This is a genomic window from Aurantimonas aggregata (assembly GCF_010500835.1).
Taxonomy (GTDB): Bacteria; Pseudomonadota; Alphaproteobacteria; order Rhizobiales; family Rhizobiaceae; genus Aurantimonas; species Aurantimonas aggregata.
Window position 1 is genome coordinate 398,238 of record NZ_JAAAMJ010000001.1, and the last position, 20,952, is coordinate 419,189.

20 protein-coding genes and 1 other annotated feature are annotated in these 20,952 nt (G+C 67.5%); of the genes, 12 read left to right on the plus strand and 8 right to left on the minus strand.

The features are described 5' to 3' along the window. Positions 1–4 precede the first annotated feature (4 nt). Positions 5–1,489: a SulP family inorganic anion transporter gene (locus GTW51_RS01785; RefSeq protein ID WP_163042153.1), complete on the minus strand. Its 1,485-nt coding sequence runs from the start codon at positions 1,487–1,489 to the stop codon at positions 5–7. Positions 1,490–1,553: 64 nt separating this feature from the next. Beyond that, positions 1,554–1,606: a sequence feature (sul1 is cis-regulatory element that is thought to sense ions involved in sulfur or methionine metabolism; They are found in Alphaproteobacteria), on the minus strand. Positions 1,607–1,773: 167 nt separating this feature from the next. Between GTW51_RS01785 and GTW51_RS01790 the strand changes: the two genes are divergently transcribed. Together GTW51_RS01790 and GTW51_RS01795 are read left to right on the plus strand one after the other, a co-directional pair. After that, positions 1,774–2,130, plus strand: coding sequence for a CidA/LrgA family protein (locus GTW51_RS01790; protein WP_163042154.1), 357 nt, complete (start codon positions 1,774–1,776; stop codon positions 2,128–2,130). Further along, positions 2,123–2,842 carry an LrgB family protein gene (locus tag GTW51_RS01795; protein ID WP_163042155.1) on the plus strand — a complete coding sequence of 240 codons (720 nt, stop codon included), beginning with the start codon at positions 2,123–2,125 and terminating at the stop codon, positions 2,840–2,842. Before GTW51_RS01790 ends, GTW51_RS01795 begins: the two co-directional genes overlap by 8 nt. Positions 2,843–2,881: 39 nt before the next feature. On the opposite strand, the gene GTW51_RS01800 is transcribed toward GTW51_RS01795, so the two are convergent. Next, positions 2,882–3,331 carry a GatB/YqeY domain-containing protein gene (locus tag GTW51_RS01800; RefSeq protein ID WP_163042156.1) on the minus strand — a complete coding sequence of 150 codons (450 nt, stop codon included), beginning with the start codon at positions 3,329–3,331 and terminating at the stop codon, positions 2,882–2,884. A 360-nt stretch (positions 3,332–3,691) separates the two neighbouring features. Between GTW51_RS01800 and carA the strand changes: the two genes are divergently transcribed. After that, a complete protein-coding gene (gene carA, locus GTW51_RS01805; protein WP_163042157.1) occupies positions 3,692–4,879 on the plus strand; it encodes a glutamine-hydrolyzing carbamoyl-phosphate synthase small subunit in 1,188 nt (395 codons plus the stop codon). An 88-nt stretch (positions 4,880–4,967) separates the two neighbouring features. On the opposite strand, the gene GTW51_RS01810 is transcribed toward carA, so the two are convergent. Further along, positions 4,968–5,105, minus strand: coding sequence for a hypothetical protein (locus GTW51_RS01810; protein ID WP_163042158.1), 138 nt, complete (start codon positions 5,103–5,105; stop codon positions 4,968–4,970). Between the two features lie 297 nt (positions 5,106–5,402). Between GTW51_RS01810 and GTW51_RS01815 the strand changes: the two genes are divergently transcribed. Then, positions 5,403–5,702, plus strand: a complete 300-nt coding sequence (locus GTW51_RS01815) for a helix-turn-helix domain-containing protein (RefSeq protein WP_163042159.1) — start codon at positions 5,403–5,405, stop codon at positions 5,700–5,702. On the opposite strand, the gene GTW51_RS01820 is transcribed toward GTW51_RS01815, so the two are convergent. From GTW51_RS01820 to GTW51_RS01830, 3 genes are all read right to left on the minus strand, one after another. Continuing rightward, positions 5,681–7,210, minus strand: coding sequence for a bifunctional aminoglycoside phosphotransferase/ATP-binding protein (locus tag GTW51_RS01820; RefSeq protein WP_163042160.1), 1,530 nt, complete (start codon positions 7,208–7,210; stop codon positions 5,681–5,683). The genes GTW51_RS01815 and GTW51_RS01820 overlap by 22 nt on opposite strands. An 83-nt stretch (positions 7,211–7,293) precedes the next feature. Then, complete coding sequence (locus GTW51_RS01825; RefSeq protein ID WP_163042161.1) at positions 7,294–8,403, minus strand: extracellular catalytic domain type 1 short-chain-length polyhydroxyalkanoate depolymerase; 1,110 nt, start codon at positions 8,401–8,403, stop codon at positions 7,294–7,296. Between the two features lie 39 nt (positions 8,404–8,442). Continuing rightward, complete coding sequence (locus GTW51_RS01830; protein WP_163042162.1) at positions 8,443–8,859, minus strand: CopG family transcriptional regulator; 417 nt, start codon at positions 8,857–8,859, stop codon at positions 8,443–8,445. 259 nt (positions 8,860–9,118) lie between these two features. On the opposite strand from GTW51_RS01830, the gene GTW51_RS01835 reads away from it, so the two are divergent. Further along, on the plus strand, positions 9,119–9,610 hold the full coding sequence (locus GTW51_RS01835) for an NUDIX hydrolase (protein ID WP_163042163.1): 492 nt from the start codon (positions 9,119–9,121) through the stop codon (positions 9,608–9,610). A gap of 39 nt (positions 9,611–9,649) precedes the next feature. Here the strand turns inward: GTW51_RS01835 and GTW51_RS01840 are convergent, their stop codons facing one another. After that, a complete protein-coding gene (locus GTW51_RS01840; protein ID WP_163042164.1) occupies positions 9,650–10,324 on the minus strand; it encodes a GntR family transcriptional regulator in 675 nt (224 codons plus the stop codon). Continuing rightward, the gene (locus tag GTW51_RS01845; protein ID WP_163042165.1) at positions 10,321–13,293 is read right to left on the minus strand and encodes an FAD-binding and (Fe-S)-binding domain-containing protein; all 2,973 of its coding nucleotides are present in this window, start codon (positions 13,291–13,293) and stop codon (positions 10,321–10,323) included. Before GTW51_RS01845 ends, GTW51_RS01840 begins: the two co-directional genes overlap by 4 nt. Positions 13,294–13,452: 159 nt before the next feature. Here GTW51_RS01845 and GTW51_RS01850 point away from each other — a divergent pair, with 159 nt between their 5' ends. The 7 genes from GTW51_RS01850 to GTW51_RS01880 all read left to right on the plus strand — a co-directional run bounded on the left by GTW51_RS01850 (position 13,453) and on the right by GTW51_RS01880 (position 20,908). Continuing rightward, entirely contained in the window at positions 13,453–14,649 is a 1,197-nt protein-coding gene (locus GTW51_RS01850; protein WP_343033866.1) for a pyridoxal-phosphate-dependent aminotransferase family protein, read from the plus strand. Between the two features lie 63 nt (positions 14,650–14,712). Next, a complete protein-coding gene (locus GTW51_RS01855) occupies positions 14,713–15,690 on the plus strand; it encodes a TRAP transporter substrate-binding protein (protein ID WP_163042166.1) in 978 nt (325 codons plus the stop codon). A 106-nt stretch (positions 15,691–15,796) separates the two neighbouring features. After that, complete coding sequence (locus GTW51_RS01860) at positions 15,797–16,330, plus strand: TRAP transporter small permease (RefSeq protein WP_163042167.1); 534 nt, start codon at positions 15,797–15,799, stop codon at positions 16,328–16,330. Then, on the plus strand, positions 16,327–17,607 hold the full coding sequence (locus GTW51_RS01865; RefSeq protein WP_163042168.1) for a TRAP transporter large permease: 1,281 nt from the start codon (positions 16,327–16,329) through the stop codon (positions 17,605–17,607). Before GTW51_RS01860 ends, GTW51_RS01865 begins: the two co-directional genes overlap by 4 nt. A 4-nt stretch (positions 17,608–17,611) precedes the next feature. Further along, positions 17,612–18,394 (plus strand): enoyl-CoA hydratase/isomerase family protein, encoded by a 783-nt coding sequence (locus tag GTW51_RS01870; protein WP_163042169.1) that lies wholly within the window; start codon positions 17,612–17,614, stop codon positions 18,392–18,394. After that, positions 18,394–19,611, plus strand: a complete 1,218-nt coding sequence (locus GTW51_RS01875) for a CaiB/BaiF CoA transferase family protein (protein WP_163042170.1) — start codon at positions 18,394–18,396, stop codon at positions 19,609–19,611. Before GTW51_RS01870 ends, GTW51_RS01875 begins: the two co-directional genes overlap by 1 nt. Before the next feature lie 13 nt (positions 19,612–19,624). Then, a complete protein-coding gene (locus GTW51_RS01880; RefSeq protein ID WP_163042171.1) occupies positions 19,625–20,908 on the plus strand; it encodes a beta-eliminating lyase-related protein in 1,284 nt (427 codons plus the stop codon). Positions 20,909–20,952 lie beyond the last annotated feature (44 nt).

Sequence of the window (20,952 nt, forward strand, 5' to 3'; positions counted from 1 at the left end):
CTCCCTAGTGGGCCGAGAGGCTGTCCATCGCCCCGGGCCTGTCGTGGATGGCGAGCTTGTCGACGATCGTCGCGCTCGCTTCGTTGAGGCCGAGGATTTCCACCTCGGCGCCTTCCCGCCGAAACTTCAGCACCACCCGGTCGAGGGCCGCAACGCCGGAGAGATCCCAGATATGCGCCGCACCGACGTCGATGACGACCTTGTCGAGCGATTCCTTGAAGTCGAAGGCATTTGCGAACTGGTCGGTCGAGGCGAAGAACACCTGCCCCTCGACGCGGTAGGTCCGGGTGCGGCCATGCTCCGACAGATCGGACGTGACGCGGAAGATCTGCGCCACCTTCCAGGCGAAGAACACGCCCGACAGCATGACGCCGACGAGCACGCCGATCGCGAGGTTATGCGTCCACACGACGGTGATGACGGTCGCCAGCATGACGACCGAGGAACGACGCGGATGGTCGCGCAGGTCTTTCAGCGATACCCATGAGAACGTCCCGATCGAGACCATGATCATGATCGCGACCAGCGCCGCCATCGGGATCACCGCGACCCAGTCGCCGAGCACGACGATGAGGAACAGCAGGAAGACGCCGGCCGCAAAGCACGACAGCCGGCCGCGGCCGCCGGACTTCACGTTGATGACCGACTGGCCGATCATCGCGCAGCCGGCCATGCCGCCGAAGAAGCCGGTCACGGTGTTGGCGATGCCCTGCCCGACGCATTCGCGGTTCTTGTCGGAGCCGGTGTCGGTCAGCTCGTCGACGATCTGCGCGGTCATCAGCGACTCGAGCAGGCCGACCACCGCCACCGCCGCCGCATAAGGCAGGATGATCATCAGCGTCTCGAGATTGAGCGGCACGTTCGGAATGAGGAAGAACGGCAGCGTCGAAGGCAGTTCGCCCATGTCGCCGACGATGCGCAGGTCCAGGCCGAAGAACAGCGACACGGCGGTCAGGACGACGATCGTCACCAGCGGCGACGGGATCGCCGTGGTGAGGCGCGGGAACAGATAGATGATGGCCAGCCCTGCCGCGACCATGACGTAGGTCATCGACGGAACGCCGACGAGTTCGGGGATCTGCGCCATGAAGATCAGGATCGCCAAGGCGTTGACGAAGCCGGTCATCACCGACCGCGAGACGAAGCGCATGGCACTGGCGAGCCCCGAAAAGCCCGCCGCGATCTGTAGCAATCCGGCCAGGACGGTGGTGGCGAGCAGATATTCCAGCCCATGGTCGCGAACCAGCGTGATCATCAGGACGGCGGTCGCCGCCGTCGCGGCGGAGATCATGCCCGGCCGTCCGCCGGTAAAGGCGATCAGCACGGCGATCGAGAAGGAGGCGTAGAGCCCGACCCTCGGATCGACGCCGGCGATGATGGAGAAGGCGATGGCCTCGGGAATCAGCGCGAGCGCGACGACGAGCCCGGCGAGCAGATCGCCGCGGACATTGCCGAACCACTCGTGGCGGAGTGTTTCTAGGGAAAACATTGGGGTTCTTTTTGACTTGCGCGGGAGAGCGAGGCGTCGGCCGGTGTGCGACGGGTCGGTCTGAAGTTAGCCGAGGGATGGGCGCCCGGCGTAGCCACCCAATTCAATGGGTCCTTGCAGTCCGGCGTTCATGCCACTTCGCACCTGCGAGATCAACCGGGCGAAGCGATGTCCCGAGCATAGGCGGATTGCGGCAGGTCCTGGCCTGAAAGACCGTGATGCCCATTTCGCCGTGCCTTGAGGTCGGCTAACGCTCACGCGACCTCTCACGATCCGGGTGTCCGATGCTCCAGGCTCTGACCGCCATATTCGCATGCCAACTCGCCGGCGAAGCGATCACCGTCGCGCTCGGCCTGCCGTTGCCCGGACCGGTCATCGGCATGGCGCTTCTGTTCACGTTCCTGCTGCTGCGCAAAAGCGTGCCGGTGAGCCTCGGCAAGGTCGGCGACGGGCTGCTCGCCAACCTGTCGCTGCTGTTCGTGCCGGCCGGCGCCGGCATCATGATGCATGCCGGCCGGCTCGAGGGCGAGGCACTGTCGATCGGCCTGACGCTGGTGGTGTCGACGCTGGCGACCATCACGGTAACGGCGCTGGTGATGAACCGGCTCGGCCCCGGCCGCAAGGAGCGCTCCGATGGGTGAAACGCTGGTCGATGTCTGGGTCTATCTGGCGGCGAGCCCGCTTCTGGCGCTGACCATGACGCTGATCGCCTATCAGGGCGCGGTCTGGCTTCATCAAAAGGCCGGCTCGACGGCGCTGCTCAACCCGGTGCTCGTCACAGTGGCGCTCGTCGTCGCGGTACTGACGGCGACGGGCACGAGCTACCAGACCTATTTCGAGGGGGCGCAGTTCATCCACTTTTTGCTCGGCCCGGCGACCGTGGCGCTGGCGATCCCGCTCTATCGGCAGTTCGACCGGGTCCGGCGCAGCGCGCTCGCCATCGCGGCGAGCCTCCTCACCGGTTCGCTCACCGCCATCGCCTCGGCCCTCGCGGTCGGCGCGCTGACGCGGCTCGATGCGGTCAGCCTTGCCTCGCTGGCACCGAAATCGGCAACCGCACCGGTGGCGATGGGCATCGCCGAAAAGCTCGGCGGCCTGCCGTCGCTGACGGCGGTGTTCGTGATCCTGACGGGAATCATCGGCGCGGCTCTTGGGCCGGTCGTGCTCAACCTGCTCGGAGTCCGCGACGAGGCGGCACGGGGTCTCGCCATGGGCACTGCCTCGCACGGCATCGGCACGGCGCGGGCCTTGCAGGAGAGCGAGGTGGCAGGCGCCTTCTCGGGCCTCGCCATGGGGCTGAACGCCCTGGCGACGGCGCTGCTCCTGCCGCTGGTCTGGGTGTTGTTCTTCTGATCGCCCCGAGGCCTGGCCTCGCCGGGGCATAAGGGCGCTCTAACGCAGCATGCCCTTGACCAGGGTCGAGGCCTGGTTGAAGTCCATCTGACCCGGGTAGCGCTCTTTCAGCGCGTTCATGCAGCGGCCGACGTCCCGCAGGCCCCTGGCATCGGTGTCCTCGACGACCTTCTTGCAGGCCTGCTCGATTTCGCCGGTGCCGAGCTGCGGCGGCAGAAACTCCCGGATGACGCCAATCTCCTCGCGCTCCTGCGCGGCGAGATCGGGCTGGCCATTCTCGTCGTGGGCCTTCGCCGACTCGATCCGCTGCTTGATCATCTTGGCGAGAATCAGCTGGATGTCATCGTCGCCCACCGGGTCCCTGCCGGCCGAACGCTGGGCGATGTCGCGATCCTTGATCGCGGCATTGATCAGCCGCAGCGTACAAACGCGGCGGCGCTCCTGGTTCTTGGTAGCGGCGGTCAGGGCTTCCGCGAGTTGCTCGCGCATTGTCAGGCTTTCGTTTTTTATCGCATCGATGCCCGCGTCCCGGCGAACGGGGCCGCGTCAGCGTAATGCATACTTGTTGCAGAAGAAGGTAAAGCCGAATTGGACGCAATGCCGCAGCTTCGGCTCAATGTGACTCTGTCGTGTCTCTCGATTGCATCGGGCGTTGCCGCTTGGGCCGATCGGCCGCGGGACGTCCTGGGGTCGCGCCAGCCTCTTGCGGTGCAACCGAAGGCGGATGTAGAGACTTCCCCACCGGTCCACAAGTCCCTTGTCTCATAGCTGCCCTGCGCCGATATCGGGGCTGCGGGAGAGCGACGCGCGACAGGCGGACCCCTGCGGACGAAAGAGCTTGGAGACATCATGACCGAAGGCTGGACGAAGCGGAAGGCGACCGGATTGCTGGTTCTCGCCGACGGCACGGTAATCGAGGGATTCGGCCTTGGCGCGCCCGGCGCGATCGAAGGCGAGGTCTGTTTCAACACCGCCCTGACCGGCTACCAGGAGATCCTGACGGATCCGTCCTATGCGCGCCAGATCGTCACCTTCACCTTCCCCCACATCGGCAATGTCGGCGCCAATGACGAGGACCAGGAGGACATGGTGCCGCTGAACGGCGCCGGCGCGGTCGGCGCGATCTTCCGTGCCGAGATTTCCGAACCGTCGAACTATCGCTCATCCGGCCATCTCGACGCCTGGCTGAAGGCGCGCGGCGTCGTCGCCCTGTCGGGCATCGACACCAGGGCGCTCACCGCGCTGATCCGCGAGAAGGGCATGCCCAACGCGGTGATCGCCCACGACCCGGACGGCAATTTCGACATCCCTGCCCTGCAGCAGCGCGCTGCCGCCTGGAGCGGCCTCGTCGGGCTCGACCTCGCCAAGGACGTCGCGACGACCGAGACGCTGGTCTGGGACGAGCGGCCGTGGGTCTGGGGCAGCGGCTACGCCAAGGGAGGCGAGCCCCGCTACACGATCGTCGCCGTCGACTACGGCACCAAGCGCAACATCCTGCGGCTGATGGCCGGCGAAGGCGCCCGCGTCGTGCTGGTGCCGCCGACCGCCACCGTCGACGAGATCATGGCGCACCAGCCGGACGGGGTTTTCCTGTCGAACGGCCCGGGCGATCCGGCGGCGACCGGCGAATATGCCGTGCCGACGATCCAGGCGCTGATCGAGAAGGACGTGCCGGTGTTCGGTATCTGCCTCGGCCATCAGTTGATGGCACTGGCGCTCGGCGGCAAGACCGAGAAGATGCATCAGGGCCACCACGGCGCCAACCACCCGGTCAAGGACTTCACCACCGGCAAGGTGGAGATCGTCTCGATGAATCACGGCTTCGCCGTCTCGGCCGGCTCCTTGCCGCAGGGCGTCGAGGAAACCCATCGCTCGCTGTTCGACGGCAGCAATTGCGGTCTGCGCCTTTCCGATCGGCCGGTGTTCTCGGTGCAGCATCATCCGGAGGCATCGCCCGGCCCGCAGGACTCGCACTATCTCTTCCAGCGCTTCTTTCGGATGATCGACGCGCACCGCGCGGACTCCGCCGCCGCCTGATCGCGCGGACGCCTCTCTCCTCCCCGAAACGACAGCGGCGCCGGATGCAATCCGGCGCCGCTGTCGTTTCAGTCATTTCTTCAGGCGTTTACTTCCAGCCTATCCGGGCCATCATGCGCTTGAACCATGCCCGCACGCCGCAGTTGAACGTGGCGTGACGATGCAGGTCGTCCCGGTCTCGGTCGCCGCCGTAGGAAGAGCGACCGACGATGATATCAGCAAGCATTCTACCGCTCCTCTTGTGCTCAAGAACCAGAAGCAGCGTGCCTTTCCGCCGAGGGGAACCCTTCGGATTCCGCTTGGGCGGCCATCGGCAAGCCGCGTCTCATGCGAATAAAGATGTGCACTTCGTGCGCTATGTCAACAGATTTTGGCGCACTCGGTGCATATTTTTCGTTTGCAGCCCGACCGGGCCCGGCCTAGAAGGCCGGCGCGTCGCCGACGCCCCGGAACAAGCGATTGTGCGGGGCGAAAGCTCACCCCAGACTTAAATCCCGGCGTGCCGCTGGCGGACGGAGAGAATATGACCCCTGAGACCTTCAAGAGCTGGCGCAAGTCGCTCGAGCTCAAGCAGAAGGACGCAGCCGAAAAGCTCGGACTGAAGAAGCGCGTCATCCAGTATTACGAAAAGGGCCATCGCGACGGCAAGAAGGTCGAGATCCCGAAGACCGTCGAGCTGGCCTGCATGGCGTTGTCGCTCGGCTACGAGGAATATGACGGCCGGCCCCTGCCGCGTTCGGCGACCGAGGCGCGCTCGACGAACCGGCCGCAGACTCCCAGGGCTGAGGCTCTGGACGACGGTTACCGCCTAACGATCAGCTGACGGGCGCGGTCGGCGACGATCTCGATCGAGGCCTCGCTCGGCAGAACCTCCCACTCCACCGGATCACGGTCCCGCGCCACCTGCTCCCGGACGACGTCCGTGGTGGCGTCCGAAGGGTCAGCGGTCCGCCGGGCCACCCGCTCCAGCAGCCGATCGGTCGGCGCTTCGAGCCACAGCCCGGTGAAGGACAGCCCTGCCGCTTCCGCAGCGGCGGCGATACGCGCACGCTCCGACGGCCGGTCGAACACCCCGTCCGCGACCACGCCGTGCCGCAGTCGGGCGATCCGCTCGGCCGTTTCGATCATCGCATCATAGACACGGTCGGACACGTCCGCAGTGTAGCATTCGGCCGGTAGCCGGGTTTCGACCGGGACGGCGAAGAGCCGCTTGCGGAGCCGGTCGCTGGAGACGATCCGCGCCCCCGGCGGCGGGCCGATTTCGGGCGCGATCGCTGCCGCGACGGTCGACTTGCCGGAGCCGGAAAGCCCGCCGACGGCGACCACGCGCGGTGCCCGCGGCTCGAGCAGTTCGCGGGCCAGATCGAAATACGCCCGCGCCTCGTCGGCAAGGCGGGCAGCCCCGGTACCGCCTTCAACAGCCTGGGTGGCCGTGACGTGGGCGCGGACGGCGGCCCTGACGGCCATCAGGAACGGCAGAAGCGGCAGGCCCTCCGTCTCGTCGATCTCGTCCAGATAGCGGTTGAGCACGAGGTTGGCCGCTTCCTCGAGCCCGCGGTGCCACAGATCCATCAGCAGGAAGGCGAGATCGTAGAGAATGTCGGTGGTAGCCATCGCCTCGTCGAATTCGAGGCAGTCGAACAACGTCGGCTCGCCGCCGACGAGGCAGATATTGTGCAGATGCAGATCGCCATGGCAGCGGCGGATCTTGCCGGTCTCGCCGCGCCGGTCGAGCAGCGCGGCGTGCACCGATAGCGTAGCCCGGAAGCGACGGTTGAACGCCGCGACCTCGTCAGTGGGAAACACCGTAGTGGTCGCCAGGGCGCGCTCGTTGATGTCGAGGACGCCCGCCATCACCGCGGCTCCCCCAGTGCCGCGCTCCGCGGGTAGCCCCGCGTGAAAGCCGGCGACATGGCGGGCAAGCCGCGTCATCAGCGGCGCGGTTAGCCTGCCATCGATCGCCATCTGGTCGAACAGCCCGTCACCGTCGAACCGCGCCATCTCGACGACGGCGTCCACCAGGGTCCCCTCGCCGTCCAGCGCAAGGCACCCATCCGATCCGCGGACGATCCGGCGCACGCCCTTGTAGAGCATGGGCGCTGTGCGACGATTGAGTTCGACCTCGCGCTGGCAGGCGGCGACCCGGCGCTCCGGTGTCGCGAAGTCGACATAGCCCAGCTTGACTGCCCGCTTCAGCTTGAATGCCCGGTCGCCACCGATCTGGACAACCGAAATATGTGTCGTGACCTCATCGAGAGCAGCCGGATCGACGCCCTCGAACGCCGCCTGGCGAACGAAGTCGATCGTCTCGCCCTGCCCCTCCCCGCCCATGGATCGCCTCCTGCTCTCTCGCGCGCCGCCGCGCCGCGCGCCTCGCATCATCTCGCCAGCGTCGCGCGCCGACAAGCCGGCGATCAGTTCGAAGGACCATCCTGCTCGAGGAAGAAGCGCAGCATCTCGCGGCTCGCATCCGGCCCGCGCGGGTCGGTATAGGTGCCGGCGCTGCTGCCGCCTGCCCAGGCATGACCGGCGCCGTGCAACAGCCAGTGCTCGTGCAGCGCTTGGCCCCGCTTGTCGCGAAAGCGGGTGCGGGTGTAGCCGACGCCGCCCGGCGACGTGCCCTTGTCCCGGTCGGCGGTAAAGTCGTTGCCCGCCTTGGCCTGGGCGATGACCTGATCGCCGTTGACCTTGTTGACGGTGGCATCGCCGTCGCCGTGAAAGGCGATGGTCGGCACACCGGCGCCGCGTACCGTTGACGGCGCACCGCCCTTGCGCATCGCCGAGAACGCCGAGGTGACGTCGCGCGCCGCGCCGCAGGCAAGACCCGAATGCACCCCTACTGCAGCGAAGACATCCGGGTAGGTGGCGCCCATGATCGCAGCCTGCGCGCCGCCGGCGGACAGGCCGGCGACGTAGACGCGCTTCGGATCGACGCCGAACTCGGCGACGACTTCCCGGGTGATGCCGGCGATCAGCGACGGCTCGCCGCGCTCGCGCTCCTGATCGGCGGCGGAAAACCAGTTCCAGCATTTGGAGCTGTTGGCGGCCTTCGACTGCACCGGATAGGCGACCAGGAAGCCGGCTTCCTCGGCCAGCTCGTTCATCCGCGTGCCGGCGGCGAAATCGTCCGGCGACTGGGTGCAGCCGTGCAGCATGACGATCAGGGCGCGGTCGCGCTCGGCAGGCTTGCTTGGAACGTAGAGCTTGTAGTCCCGCGTGCCGGCGGTGTTGGCGAACAGCCGCGTGATGAACTGCGCCCCCTCCGGCACCGGAACCGCATTCTTCGCGGCCGGCTCGGCGCCCGTCCGCCTGACGGCGCCGGCGTCCGCCATTCGGCGCCACCGCTCGGTGAGCCCGGCAGGAAACGCCGACGGGGCGGTTCGGGCGGAAGAAGCACTATCAGCCGGTGCCGACGGTGTCATTGCGCCGCGCGTGCCGCCGAGGAGGGCCATCGCCTCGTTCAGCCTGCCTTTGCGGGTGAGCCGCATGACTTCCATCATTTCGATTCCAGATAATGGCTTCATATGCCTTCCCCTTCCTGGGGTGAATTTGAACGCGGCCGATCAGCCGATGCGGCCGCGAAGGGCTGCCTTGACGGCGGGGCTCGCCTGCAACGAGCCGAGCACGTGCAGCGAGGCGATGGTGTCGAGTGCAAGTTCGGCGGAAACGTCCGGATCGATGATCGCGAGCCCCAAGACGTTGAGTGCGAGCGTTTCGCCCCGCGCCTTGAAGCTCTCCAGATCCTGGCGTGTCACCCGTCGCAGCCCGAGATCCAGCGAGCGCCGCGCCGCGGACTGGCGAACCGCCTCCTCGTGCCGCTCGAGCTGGTTGCGGATGGCGGTGCGGATGAAGTCCGTCCGGTTCGAGTAGAAGCCCTCCTTCACCAAGAGCTCGATCTGCCCCAGATCGACAAAGCCGAGATTGATCGTGATCTTCTCGCTTTCGACAGGATTTTTGACCGCCTCGATCACCGTCGCCATAATTATTCCCTCCATCCGTGTGGATGGTAAGTGGATGGCGGGCATCCTCTGTGCAAGCCCATCGTCTTGATTTGGCCGGATCAGACACTGATGCCGTCTTTCTGCCGCTACGCAACTGTTGCGCAACGGGGGAATTGTTGTGGAGCAATCCGACACTATCTAAGACTTCAACACTCAATATCGTTCCTGATTGCTGCATCGCCCTGTAAGGTTGGTGGCGCTCTTGATTCGGACACCGCCGACGGAGCCGGATGCCGCCATGCCCAAGACCAAACGCCGCAAGCAATTCGCCGCCCTGCCCTTTCGGGCTGGTACCGACGGCATCGAGATATTGCTGGTCACCTCGCGCGACACCGGACGATGGGTGATCCCCAAGGGCTGGCCGATGAAGAACCGGCGGCCGCACCGCGCCGCGGCCATCGAGGCCTACGAAGAGGCGGGCGTCGTCGGCAAGGCCGACAAGACGCCGCTCGGGACGTTCGACTACGAGAAACGAACCGAGACCGGCGCGATCGCCTGCCGAGTCACCGTCTTCCCCCTACCGGTTTCGCGCCTTCTCGACGAATGGCCCGAACGGGCGGAGCGTCACCGCTTGTGGCACAACTGGCAGCGCGCCAGTGAACTCGTTGAGGAACCGGAACTGCAGGCGATCCTGCGCGATTTCGGCCGCCGCGCGGGGAAGCAATCCTCCAGCCGCGCGAGTCCCGCCAAGATCCCGAAAGACGAGCGCGACGCGTCTGCGGCAGGATAATCTGCGGCCTCGCCACGATGGCGATGAAGTCGCCTCCCCTTATTCGGTGAGGCTGGTCGCCAGCGCCTCGAGCTTGTGGGTCAAATGCTCGCGCAGCAGCCGTCCGAGACGTCCGCTGTCGCGCGCCTCGAGCGCCGCCGCGATGGCCTCGTGCTCAGCCGTGGCGGCCAGCCAGCGTTCCGGCGTCAGATTCGCCTGGTAGCGCGCCCGGTAGACCCGGCGCGCCAGGATCGCGTGATGCTGGACCAGCGTCGGATTGCGGGCCGCGGCGAGGATCGCGGAATGGATGGCCTGGTTGACGGTGAAATAGGCCGGGCGGTCGCGATCTTCGTAGGCCGCCCGCAGCCGGACCGTATCATCCGAGATCGCGACGATCTCCGCATCGGTGGCGTGCGTCGCCGCGAGTTCCCCGGCCAGTCCTTCCAGCACCGCGACCAGCGGGAACAGTTCGGTGAGTTCGGCGAGACTCTGCGCGGCGACCACCGCGCCGCGATTGGGCAGCAAGGTCACGAAGCCCTCATGCGCCAGCACCTTGATCGCCTCGCGGATCGGCGTGCGCGAAACGCCGAAGCGCTCCGTCAGCAGTCTCTCTGGCACCTTCTCGCCCGGCGCCAGCTCGCCCTCCATGATAATCCGGCGCAGCCGGTCGGTCAGTTCGACCGCGAGCGCCGGCCGGGCGAGCGGGCCGTCGAGGCGGGTATCGGCAAGGCTCATGAGCTGACTTCCGCTCGAAGGGGGGGCGTGGCCGGCGCTGCGGCGGGGTCCAGTGCCGCGGCCAGGACCTGTGCGACATGGATCGCCTGGCGCTTCGTACCGTCGTCGATCTGGTGGCGGCAAGACGTTCCGTCGGCTACGATCACCGCGTCGGCGGGCGCCGCCCGCACTGCCGGCAAGAGCGACAGCTCGCCCATCGCCATCGACACGTCGATCGTCGCCGCGTCGTAGCCGAAGGCGCCGGCCATGCCGCAGCAGGACGATTCGACGACCGACAACTCAAGGTCCGGAATCAGCCGCAGCGCAGCCTCCACCGCCGACATGGCGCCGAACGCCTTCTGGTGGCAGTGACCGTGCAGCAGCGCCGGGCGGCCGATCGGGCGCAGCTTCAAGGCAAGCCGCCCGGCCTTGTCCTCGCGCATCAGGAACTCCTCGAACAGCAGCGCATGCTCGGCGACCTGCTTGGCCGCCGCGCCCGGCACCAGCGCCAGGAATTCGTCCCGCAGCGTGAAGATGCACGAGGGCTCCAGCCCGACGATGCTCCAGCCTCGTTCGATTTCCGGCAGCAGCGCGGCGATGGTGCGCTCGGCCTCGGCCTTCGCCCGGTCGAGCATGCCGGCGGCAAGATAGGTCCGTCCGCAGCAGAGCGCCCGGCCGCCTTCCGGAACACCTGCAATTTTCACGGCATAGCCCGCCGCCTCCAGCACGCGCACCGCCGCACGCAAGGTCTCGGGGTCGAACCAGCGCCCGAACGTGTCGGCGAAGAGCACGACGCCTTTCGTTTCCGGCCGTCGCCCCGCCACCCTGCCTTCGACGTCGCGGAACCAGTCGCGCCGGAAGCGCGGCAGCGAGCGGCGCTTCGACAGGCCGAACAGCCGCTCCGACAACGCCGCCAGCGCCGGGATCCGGTCGCGCAGTCCGACCAAACCGGAAAACCGCGCGGCGAACGGAGCATAGCGCGGCAGGCCGGCGATCAGCCGGTCCTTCAGCGAATAGCCCTTCGCCCGGCCCCGCTGGTAGAGCACCTCGCTCTTCATCTTCGCCATGTCGACGCCGGTGGGACATTCGCGCCGGCAGGCCTTGCAGGAAACGCACAATTGCAGCGTCTCGGCCATCTCGTCGGAGAGCAGCGCGTCCTTCCCGAGCTGTCCGGACAGCGCCAGCCGCAGCGTGTTGGCGCGGCCGCGCGTGACGTCGCGTTCATTGCGGGTGACGCGGTAGCTCGGGCACATCACGGCGCCGGCGGATTTGCGGCAGGCGCCGTTGTTGTTGCACATCTCGACGGCGCCCTGCAGCCCGCCCGCCGATCCCGGCCACGCCGACCAGTCGAAGCCGGTGGGCAGGTCCTCGACCGCATAGCCGGGCGGATAGCGCATCAGGCTGCGGTCATCCATCTTCGGCGCCGCGACGATCTTGCCGGGGTTGAGCCGGTTGCCGGGATCGAAGGCGGCCTTCACCTCCTCGAAGGCGGCGACGATCCGGCCGCCGAACATCTGCGCGTGGAATTCCGAGCGGACGATGCCGTCGCCATGCTCGCCGGAATGCGAGCCCTTGTACTCGCGCACCATGGCGAACGCCTCCTCGGCGATCGCCCGCATCGCCTTGACGTCCTTGTCGAGCTTGATGTTGAGGAGCGGCCGCACGTGCAGGCAGCCTTCCGAGGCGTGCGCATACCAGGTGCCGCGCGTGCCGTGCTTCGCGAAGATCGCCGTCAGCCGGTCGGTGTAGTCGGCGAGGTGTTCCAGCGGCACCGCGCAGTCCTCGACGAAGGAGACCGGCTTTCCCTCCTCCTTCATCGACATCATGATGTTGAGGCCGGCGGCCCGCAACTCGGCGATCGCCGTCTGCAGCTTCAGGTCGGACACGGCGACGACGCCGCCCTCGTGCGCCGCGCCGCGTCCGAAGCCGTAGCCGAGGCCGCCCATCACGTCCTCGAGTGCCGCCATGCTGGCGGCGTTCTCGTCCGGCTCGTCGGCGAATTCGACCAGCAGCAGCGCCGCCGGATCGCCTTCGACGAAGGCCTCCAGCGTCGGCACGAACATGTCGATCCGCCGGGCGAGCCCGATCATCGTCGCATCGACGAGTTCGACCGAGGTCGGCTTCAACGCCACCAGGTGCTGCGCCGCCTCCATCGCGGCGCAGAAGGTCGGGAAATGGCAGGCCCCGAGCAGCCTTGTCGGCTTCGGCAGCGGCGACAGGGCGATCTCGATGGCGGTCGAGATGCCGAGCGTGCCTTCCGAGCCGACGAGGAGATGCGCGAGATTCACTGGCTCGAAGGCCGGCGTCAGCGCGTCGAGATTGTAGCCGCCGACCCGCCGCTGCACCGCCGGGAAGCGCCTTGCGATCTCGTCCGCCTCGCGCCGGCCGAGTGCCAGCATCGCGGCGACGAGGTCGCGCGGCGGCTCGCCTGAGGCGTTCTGGTCAAGTCGGCCGAAATGGCCCACCGTGCCGTCGGCGAGGATCGCATCGATGGCGATGACGTTGTCGCGCGTCGTGCCGTAGCGCAGCGAGCGGGCGCCGCAGGAATTGTTGCCGACCATCCCGCCGATCGTCGCCCGCGAGGCGGTCGAGACATCGACGGGAAACCACAGGCCGTGCGGCTTGAGCAGCCGGTTGAGATCGTCGAGGACGATGCCCGGCTCGACCAGCGCGCGTCGCCCGGCGACGTCGAGCTCGAGCAGGCGGTTCAGGTATTTCGACGTGTCGACGATCAGCCCTGAAGTGACCGTCTGGCCGCATTGCGACGTGCCGCCGCCCCGCATGGTCAGCGCCAGCCCCTCCTCGCGGGCCGCATCGAGCGCCGCCGCGACGTCGCCGGTCGTCTTCGCCACGACGACGCCTGCCGGCATGATCTGGTAGATCGAGGCATCCGTTGCGTAGCGGCCGCGGGTGAAGCGGTCGAGATGTACGTCGCCGACGATCTCCCGCGACAGCCGGCGCGCCAGACCCGGCCGGATCATCTCGCCCATGTCGGCAGGCTCCCCCGGCAGCGATAATGACGCTGCCCGCTTGACACGCATAATGAATTCATAATCCAATTGGATGGCAAAAATTCGCAGCGCCGGCAAGAGCGCAGCAGAGCAAGCGGATCACTTGCGCGTAAGCGCCGATCCTGAGGAGACGCCATCGTGACCTACCGAGCCGGCCGGCATTTTCTGCAGATCCCCGGCCCCACCAACGTTCCCGACCGCGTCCTCCGCGCCATGGACATGCCGACGATCGATCATCGCGGGCCTGACTTCCAGGCCATGGCGAAGCGGGTGCTGACCGGGATCCGCAGCGTCTTCAAGACGGCCAATCCGGTGGTGATCTATCCGGGATCGGGCACCGGCGCGTGGGAAGCAGCGCTCGTCAACACGCTGTCGCCGGGCGACCTTGTGCTGATGTACGAAACCGGCCACTTCGCCTCACTGTGGAAGAAGCTGGCCGAACGGCTCGGGCTGCGGACCGAGTTCATCACCGGTGACTGGCGCCACGGCGCCGACGCCGCGGCGATCGGCGAGCGCCTCAAGGCCGATACCGAGCACGAGATCAAGGCGGTCTGCGTCGTCCACAACGAGACCTCCACCGGCTGCGTCTCGCCGATCGGCGACATCCGCAAGGCGATCGACGCGGCGGGCCATCCCGCCCTGTTCCTCGTCGACACCATCTCCTCGCTCGCCTCGATCGACTCTCGCCACGACGAATGGGGCGTCGACGTCACCGTCGGCGGCTCGCAGAAGGGGCTGATGCTGCCGCCGGGCCTCTCGTTCAACGCCCTTTCGGACAAGGCGATCGCGGCCCAGGCCGGCGCGAAGATGCCGCGCTCCTACTGGGCGTGGGACGAGATGCTGGCGATGAACCCGAACGGGTTCTTCCCCTCCACCCCGGCGACCAACCTGCTCTACGGCCTCGACGCGGCACTGGAGATGCTGGACGAGGAAGGCTTGGAGAACGTCTTCGCCCGCCACCAGCGCCATGCCGCGGCGACGCGCGCGGCGGTCGACGCATGGGGCCTCGAGATCCTGTGCGCCGAGCCGGCGCATCATTCCGGCGCCCTCACCGCCGTCTTGATGCCGGACGGCAAGGGAGCCGATGCGCTCCGCAAGACGATCCTCGAGCATTTCGACATGTCGCTCGGTGCCGGCCTGTCGAAGCTCGCCGACAAGATCTTCCGGATCGGCCATCTCGGCGACTTCAACGACCTCACGCTCGTCGGGACGCTGGGAGGCGTCGAGATGGGTCTGAAGCTGGCCGGGGTGAAGCACCGGTCTGGCGGTGTCGACGCGGCGATGGCGGTTCTCGCCGCGGCAGCACCAACGGAGGCGCGGCAGGCAGCGGAATAGGCGGAGAAGACCAACGGGCGGTTGAGGAGCCGTCCGCCAACGACAATAACGGGAGGAAGACCAATGACGATACGCAGATTGATGCTCGGCGTCGCCGCGGCGGCGCTGCTTGCTCCGACCGCGGGCGCCGGGGCGCAGGAAACCCTCGATCTCGGCCATGTCGGCGACCCCGGCTCGCTCTACGAGGCGACGGCGGAGAATTTCGCAGAATGCGTCGCCGCGACCGGCACGGCGACCGTGCAGGTGTACGGCTCCTCGCAGCTCGGCAGCGACGAGGAGATGCTGCAGAAGCTGAAGCTCGGACAGATCGACTTTTCCGTGCCCTCGTCGGTGATGAGCTCGGTGTCGCCGATCTTCGGCGTCTTCGAGATGCCGTATCTGATCAAGAGCCGCGAGCACATGAAGAAGGTCCGCGACGAAAAGCGCGACACCTTCGTCGAAGCCGCCGCGGGCCGCGGCTACCAGATCCTCGGCTTCTGGGAGAACGGCTTCCGCCACGTGACCAGCAACGCCAAGCCGGTCAACGTCCCGGCCGACCTGCAGGGCATCAAGCTGCGCGTGCCGAAGGGCGAGTGGCGGGTGAAGATGTTCCAGAGCTACGGCGCCAACCCGACGCCGATGGCCTTCTCGGAAGTCTTCACGGCGCTGCAGACCGGGGTCATCGACGGCCAGGAGAACCCGCTCGCCCAGATCTATTCTGGCCGCTTCCAGGAAGTGCAGAAGTTCATGTCGATGACCGGGCACGTCTATTCGCCGGCCTTCCTCGCCACCTCCTCGCGGAACTGGGACGGCTGGGACGATGAGCTGAAGACCGCCATCCAGGATTGCGCCACAAAGTCCAGCGACTTCGCCTATGAGCGCTCGCAGCAGATGGACGACGAACTCGTCGGCAAGATCGAGGAAGCCGGCGTCGCGGTGAACGAGGCCGACAAGGACGCCTTCATCGAGGCATCCGCGCCGATCTACGAGGAGTTCGGGACGCAGGTCGAAGGCGGCCAGAAGCTGGTCGAGGACATCCAGGCGCTCGCCGCCGGGTCCTGATCTCGGCGATCCGCGTCCTTTCTTCGGGTGCCGGTCGACGCGTCGGCCGGCACCCTTCTCCCTGCATCGACGATGAAACGGCGTCCGGCGGACGCGGGAGGCGAAATTGCGCCAGCTGGCAAGAATCCTGGGCGAGTTTCTGACCTGGGTAGTGATCGGGCTGATGGTGGGCCTGACAGCCGTCGTCGTCGCCGCGGTGATCTATCGGAAGCTCGGTGCGTCGCTCTCATGGTACGACGAGATCGCCGGCGTCCTCCTCGCCTGGATCACCTATTACGGAGCAGCACTCGCGGCCCTGAAGCGCAGCCACATCGGCTTCGACGACGTGCTGCTTTCGCTGCCGCTGCCGGCCCGCAAGGCAGCGGTCATCCTCTCCGAGGGGCTGGTGATCCTGTTCTTCGTGCTGCTCGCATGGTCGGGGCTGGAGGTTCTCGCCATCCTCCAGGGCGAGACACTCGTCAGCCTGACCTGGGTCCCGGTCGCCCTCACACAGTCGATCATCCCGATCGGTGCGATCCTGTTCATCGTCGCAGAGCTGCTGAGCGTCCCCGACTACTGGCGCGACGTGATGGCCGGACGCTCCGTCGAGCACCCGCCGATGGCGCACGGCGCCTCACCCGACAAGGGCCATCACCCATGATGATGTTCGTGATCTTCATCGCGCTCGTCGCGATGGTGTGCATCAACGTGCCGATCGCCATCGCGCTGGCGCTGGCGGCCGTGCTCGCGGTCTTCATCAGCGACGGCGGCGCCGCGCTCGTGACCATCGCGCTCGACATGTACAACGGCGCTCGATCGTTTTCCCTGATCGCCATCCCGATGTTCGTGCTGGCCGGCGCCATCATGAACGCCACCGGCATCACCCGGCGCCTGATCGCCTTCGTCTCCGCCGTCATCGGCTTCGTGCGGGGCGGGCTGGCGATGGTCAATGTCGGCGTGTCGCTGTTCTTCGCCGAGATTTCCGGCTCGGCCGTCGCCGACGTGGCGGCCATGGGCTCGATCATCATTCCGGAGATGAAGAAGCGCGGCTATCCCGCCCCCTTCGCGGCGGCGATCACCTCGTCCTCGGCCTCGCTCGCCATCATCATCCCGCCGTCGATCCCGATGATCCTCTATGCGGTCGCCGCCGGCACCAGCATCGAGCAGCTCTTCGTCGCCGGCATCGTGCCGGGCCTGATCGGTGCCGCCGGTCTGATGGGCGTCGCCTACTATTACGCGGTGAAGTACAATCTGCCGATGGAGGAGGCCTTCAACCTCCGCCAGCTGCGCAGGACCTTCGTCGAGGCGCTGCCGACCTTCTCGCTGCCGGTGATCATCCTCGGCGGCATCTTCGGCGGCTTCGTCACCGCCACCGAGGGCGCCGGCCTTGCCGTCGTCGCGGCCATCCTCGTCGGCATCTGGTACCGCGAGGTCGATTGGCGCCAGCTCAAGCAGGCCATGCTCGAGGGTGGCATCCAGACCGCCGTGGTGATGCTGCTGGTCGCCGCCTCGATCCTGATGGGCAGCTATCTGACCCAGGCGCGCGTGCCACAGCAGCTGGCCGCAGGCATCCTCGACATCACGTCAAACCAGTATCTGATCCTTCTGATTCTCAACGTCTTCTTCCTGATCATCGGGTTCTTCCTGCACTCCGCCGCGGCGATCATTCTGGTCGTGCCGGTGATCGTGCCGCTGATCCAGCAGGCCGGGATCGACCCGGTGCATTTCGGCCTCGTGGTGACGCTGAACCTGGCCATCGGGCAGCAGACCCCGCCGGTCGCCTCGGTGCTGATCACCGCCTGCTCGATCGCCAAGGCGAACATATGGGAGGTCTCGAAGGCGAACCTGCCCTTTGTCGGCGTGCTGTTGTTCGTGCTCCTGCTTTGCACCTATGTGCCGGCAGTCCCGATGTTCCTGGTCGAATATTTCTACAGGTAGCCCGATGAGTCATGACGAACTCCTCTACGAAATCCGCGGAACGACGGGCTGGATCACGCTGAACCGGCCGCAGGCCCGCAACGCGCTGACCTTCGCCATGTACGAGGGCCTGGCCGATATCTGCCGGACGGTGCCGACCGACGGCTCGGTAAAGTGCCTCGTCGTCACCGGGGCCGGCGAGAAGGCCTTTGCCGCCGGCACCGACATGACGCAGTTCCGCGGCTTTTCCACCGACCAGGACGCGCTCGACTACGAGCACAAGATGGATGTCGTGCTGGGCGCGGTGGAAGCCTGCCCGCTGCCGATCATCGCGGCGCTATCAGGCGCCTGCACAGGCGGTGGCGCCGGCATCGCGGCAGCCTGCGACATTCGCATCACGACGGCGGATCTGCGCTTCGGTTTCCCGATCGCCCGCACCCTCGGCAACTGCCTGTCGATCGCCAATCTGTCGCGCCTCTCGGGCCTGATGGGTCCCGGCCGCACCAAGGAGATCATCTTCACCGCCCGCCTCCTCGGAGCCGAGGAAGCACTTTCCTGCGGCCTGGTGTCGGAGGTCGTCGCCGACCACGCGGCGCTGCTCGCCCGCGCCGGGGAACTCGCCACGCTGCTGGCGGGCCACGCGCCGATCACGCTCGCCACCAACAAGGAAGCGCTGCGGCGGCTGCGCGTCGAAGGCGCCGGCGCCAACGACCGCGACCTCGTGGTCAGGGCCTATATGAGCGAGGATTTCAAGGAGGGCATGGAAGCCTTTCTCGGCAAGCGCAAACCCGAATGGAAGGGCCGCTGATGGCTGCCGCCAAGGGCCCGCTCGAGGGCATGAAGGTCGTCGAGCTGGCCCATATCATGGCCGGCCCGGTCTGCGGCATGATGCTCGCCGACATGGGCGCCGACGTCGTCAAGGTCGAGAAGCCGGAGGGCGACGACACCCGCCGCTTCCTGCCGCCGGACATCAACGGCGAATCCGCCGCCTACATGATGATGAACCGCAACAAGCGCGGCATCGTCCTCGACCTGAAGAGCGAGGACGGCAAGGCCGTGCTGCGGCGCATGCTGGAGACCGCCGACGTCGTCATCGAGAACTACCGCATGGGCACGATGGAGAAGCTCGGCCTTGGCTACGAGACGCTGCGCAAGGCCAATCCCGGGCTGATCTACTGCGAGATCTCCGGCTTCGGCCGCACCGGCCCCTATGCCGGCCGCGGCGGCTTCGACCTGATCGCGCAAGGGATGAGCGGACTGATGTCGATCACCGGCGAGGGCGCCGGCCGCCCACCGGTGAAGTCCGGCGCGCCGGTCACCGACATCACCGCCGGCATTCTCGGCGCGCTCGGCTGCGCCGCCGCCTATGCCCGCAAGCTGCAGACCGGCGAGGGCCAGAGGGTCGACACCTCGCTGTTCGAGGCCGGCATCACCCACACCTACTGGCAATCGGCCATCGCCTTCGCCACCGGCGTGGCACCGGGACCGCTCGGCTCGGCGCATCCTCTGAACGCGCCCTACCAGGCCTTCCGCACCGCCGACGGCTGGATCAATCTGGGCGCCGCCAACCAGAAGAACTGGGAGCGGATGCTGTCGGTCATCGGCGCCGAGGAACTGGCATCCGACCCGCGCTTCGGCAATAATCACGGCCGCATGCAGAATCTCCCCGCCCTTGCCGAAATCCTCGACGATCATTTCTCGACCCGGACGTCGGCCGAGTGGCTGGCGCAGCTCGAGGCCGCGGGCGTGCCCGCGGGGCCGGTGCTCGACGTCGGCGAGATGCACCGCGATCCGCAGACGCTTCATCGCGAGATGGTGGTCGAGACCACCCATCCGAAGGCCGGCCCCGTCAAGGCGATCGGCCTGCCGATCAAGTTTTCCGGCACGCCCGGCGGTGTCACGCGCCCGGCCCCGCTGCTGGGGCAGCACAGCCGCGAAGTCCTGGCGGAATATGGCTGGGACGACGACGCCGTCGACGGCTTCCTCGCCTCCGGCGCGGTCCGAGAGAGTGCGGCCGGCCGTTGATGGCAGGACGCGCATGACCCGAACCGATCGCTTCGACGATATCGCCGGCTCGGCCGCGGACGATTTGCAGGCCGAACTCGCCGAACGGGTACGCGGCGAGGCGCATCGCCTCCGCCACGAGCGGCTGATCCTCTATGCCGGCGCCAACATCCTGACGCCGGCGCTGGAATCCGCCTTCGACGCGACGCTCAGCCTGATGCCCTACATGGGCCCGCCGCACGACAAGGAGCAGCCGGGCAGCGACTTCGCTGCCTCGCTCGAAATCCTGACCAGCCGGCTCGCCTGCGAGGTCTTCGAGGCGGCCTGGGCCGACTGCCGTCTGCCGAGCTGCACCATCGCCAATCTCGCCGTCTTCGCCTGCTTCACGACGCCGGGCGACACCATACTCGCCCCGGCGGCCAGCGATGGCGGCCATCTCAGCCAGCGCCGCGGCGGCACACCCTCGCTCTTCGGCCTCGACATCGTCGACCTGCCCTTCGATGCCGCCGGCCAGTGCCTCGACGCGCCCGCCGCCGCCGCCCTGATCCGCGCCCACCGGCCGCGCCTCGTCATGCTCGGCCGCAGCGTGATGCTCGGGCCCGACACGCTCGAGCCCGTGGTCAGCGCTGCCCGCGAAACCGGCGCGCTGACCGTCTACGATCTCTCCCACGTCGCCGGGCTGGCCGCCGGCGGCGTCTTCCCCAACCCGCTGCGCGCCGGCGTCGATCTTCTGACCATGTCGACCTACAAGACCCTGGCCGGCCCGACCGGCGCCATCGTCGCCGGCACCGACCCGGAGATGGGCGCGCGCTTCGCCGCCTTCGTCGACGGCGCACTCCTCGCCAACCAGGACCTCTCCCGCCTGCCGGCCCTGGCGGGCGCCCTCGCCGAGTTCCGCGACGGCGGGACCTACGCACGCCGGACCGTCGACCTCGCCACGTCGTTGAAAGCGGCGCTGGCGGCGGCCGGCCTGCCCGTCCTCCTCCCCGAGGCGCCCGCCCAGAGCCATCAGGTCGTGGTGCCGATCGGCGACCTCGATGCGACCAAGGCGGCAATGGCGGCGCTGGAGCGGGGCCACCTGCTCGTCGGCCGCTGCCCGGTTCCGGGCGAGCCGGGTAGCCATGGCCTGCGCTTCGGCAGCCAACTTGCTGCCCGCATCGGCATGGCGCCGGTCAGCCTGACGGCGGTCGCAGAGGCGGTGGCGACGCTGCTGCACACGACGCGTGCCGCAGGCCGGGCGCCGACCGATGATCACGAAGCGGTGCTGGCTTGCCGGCGCGCCGTGATGGCCGCGCTGGCAACCACGGCTCCGGGGTAGACGCGCAGCCCGACTGCGACTACCCACCATCCTGCCTATCGTCC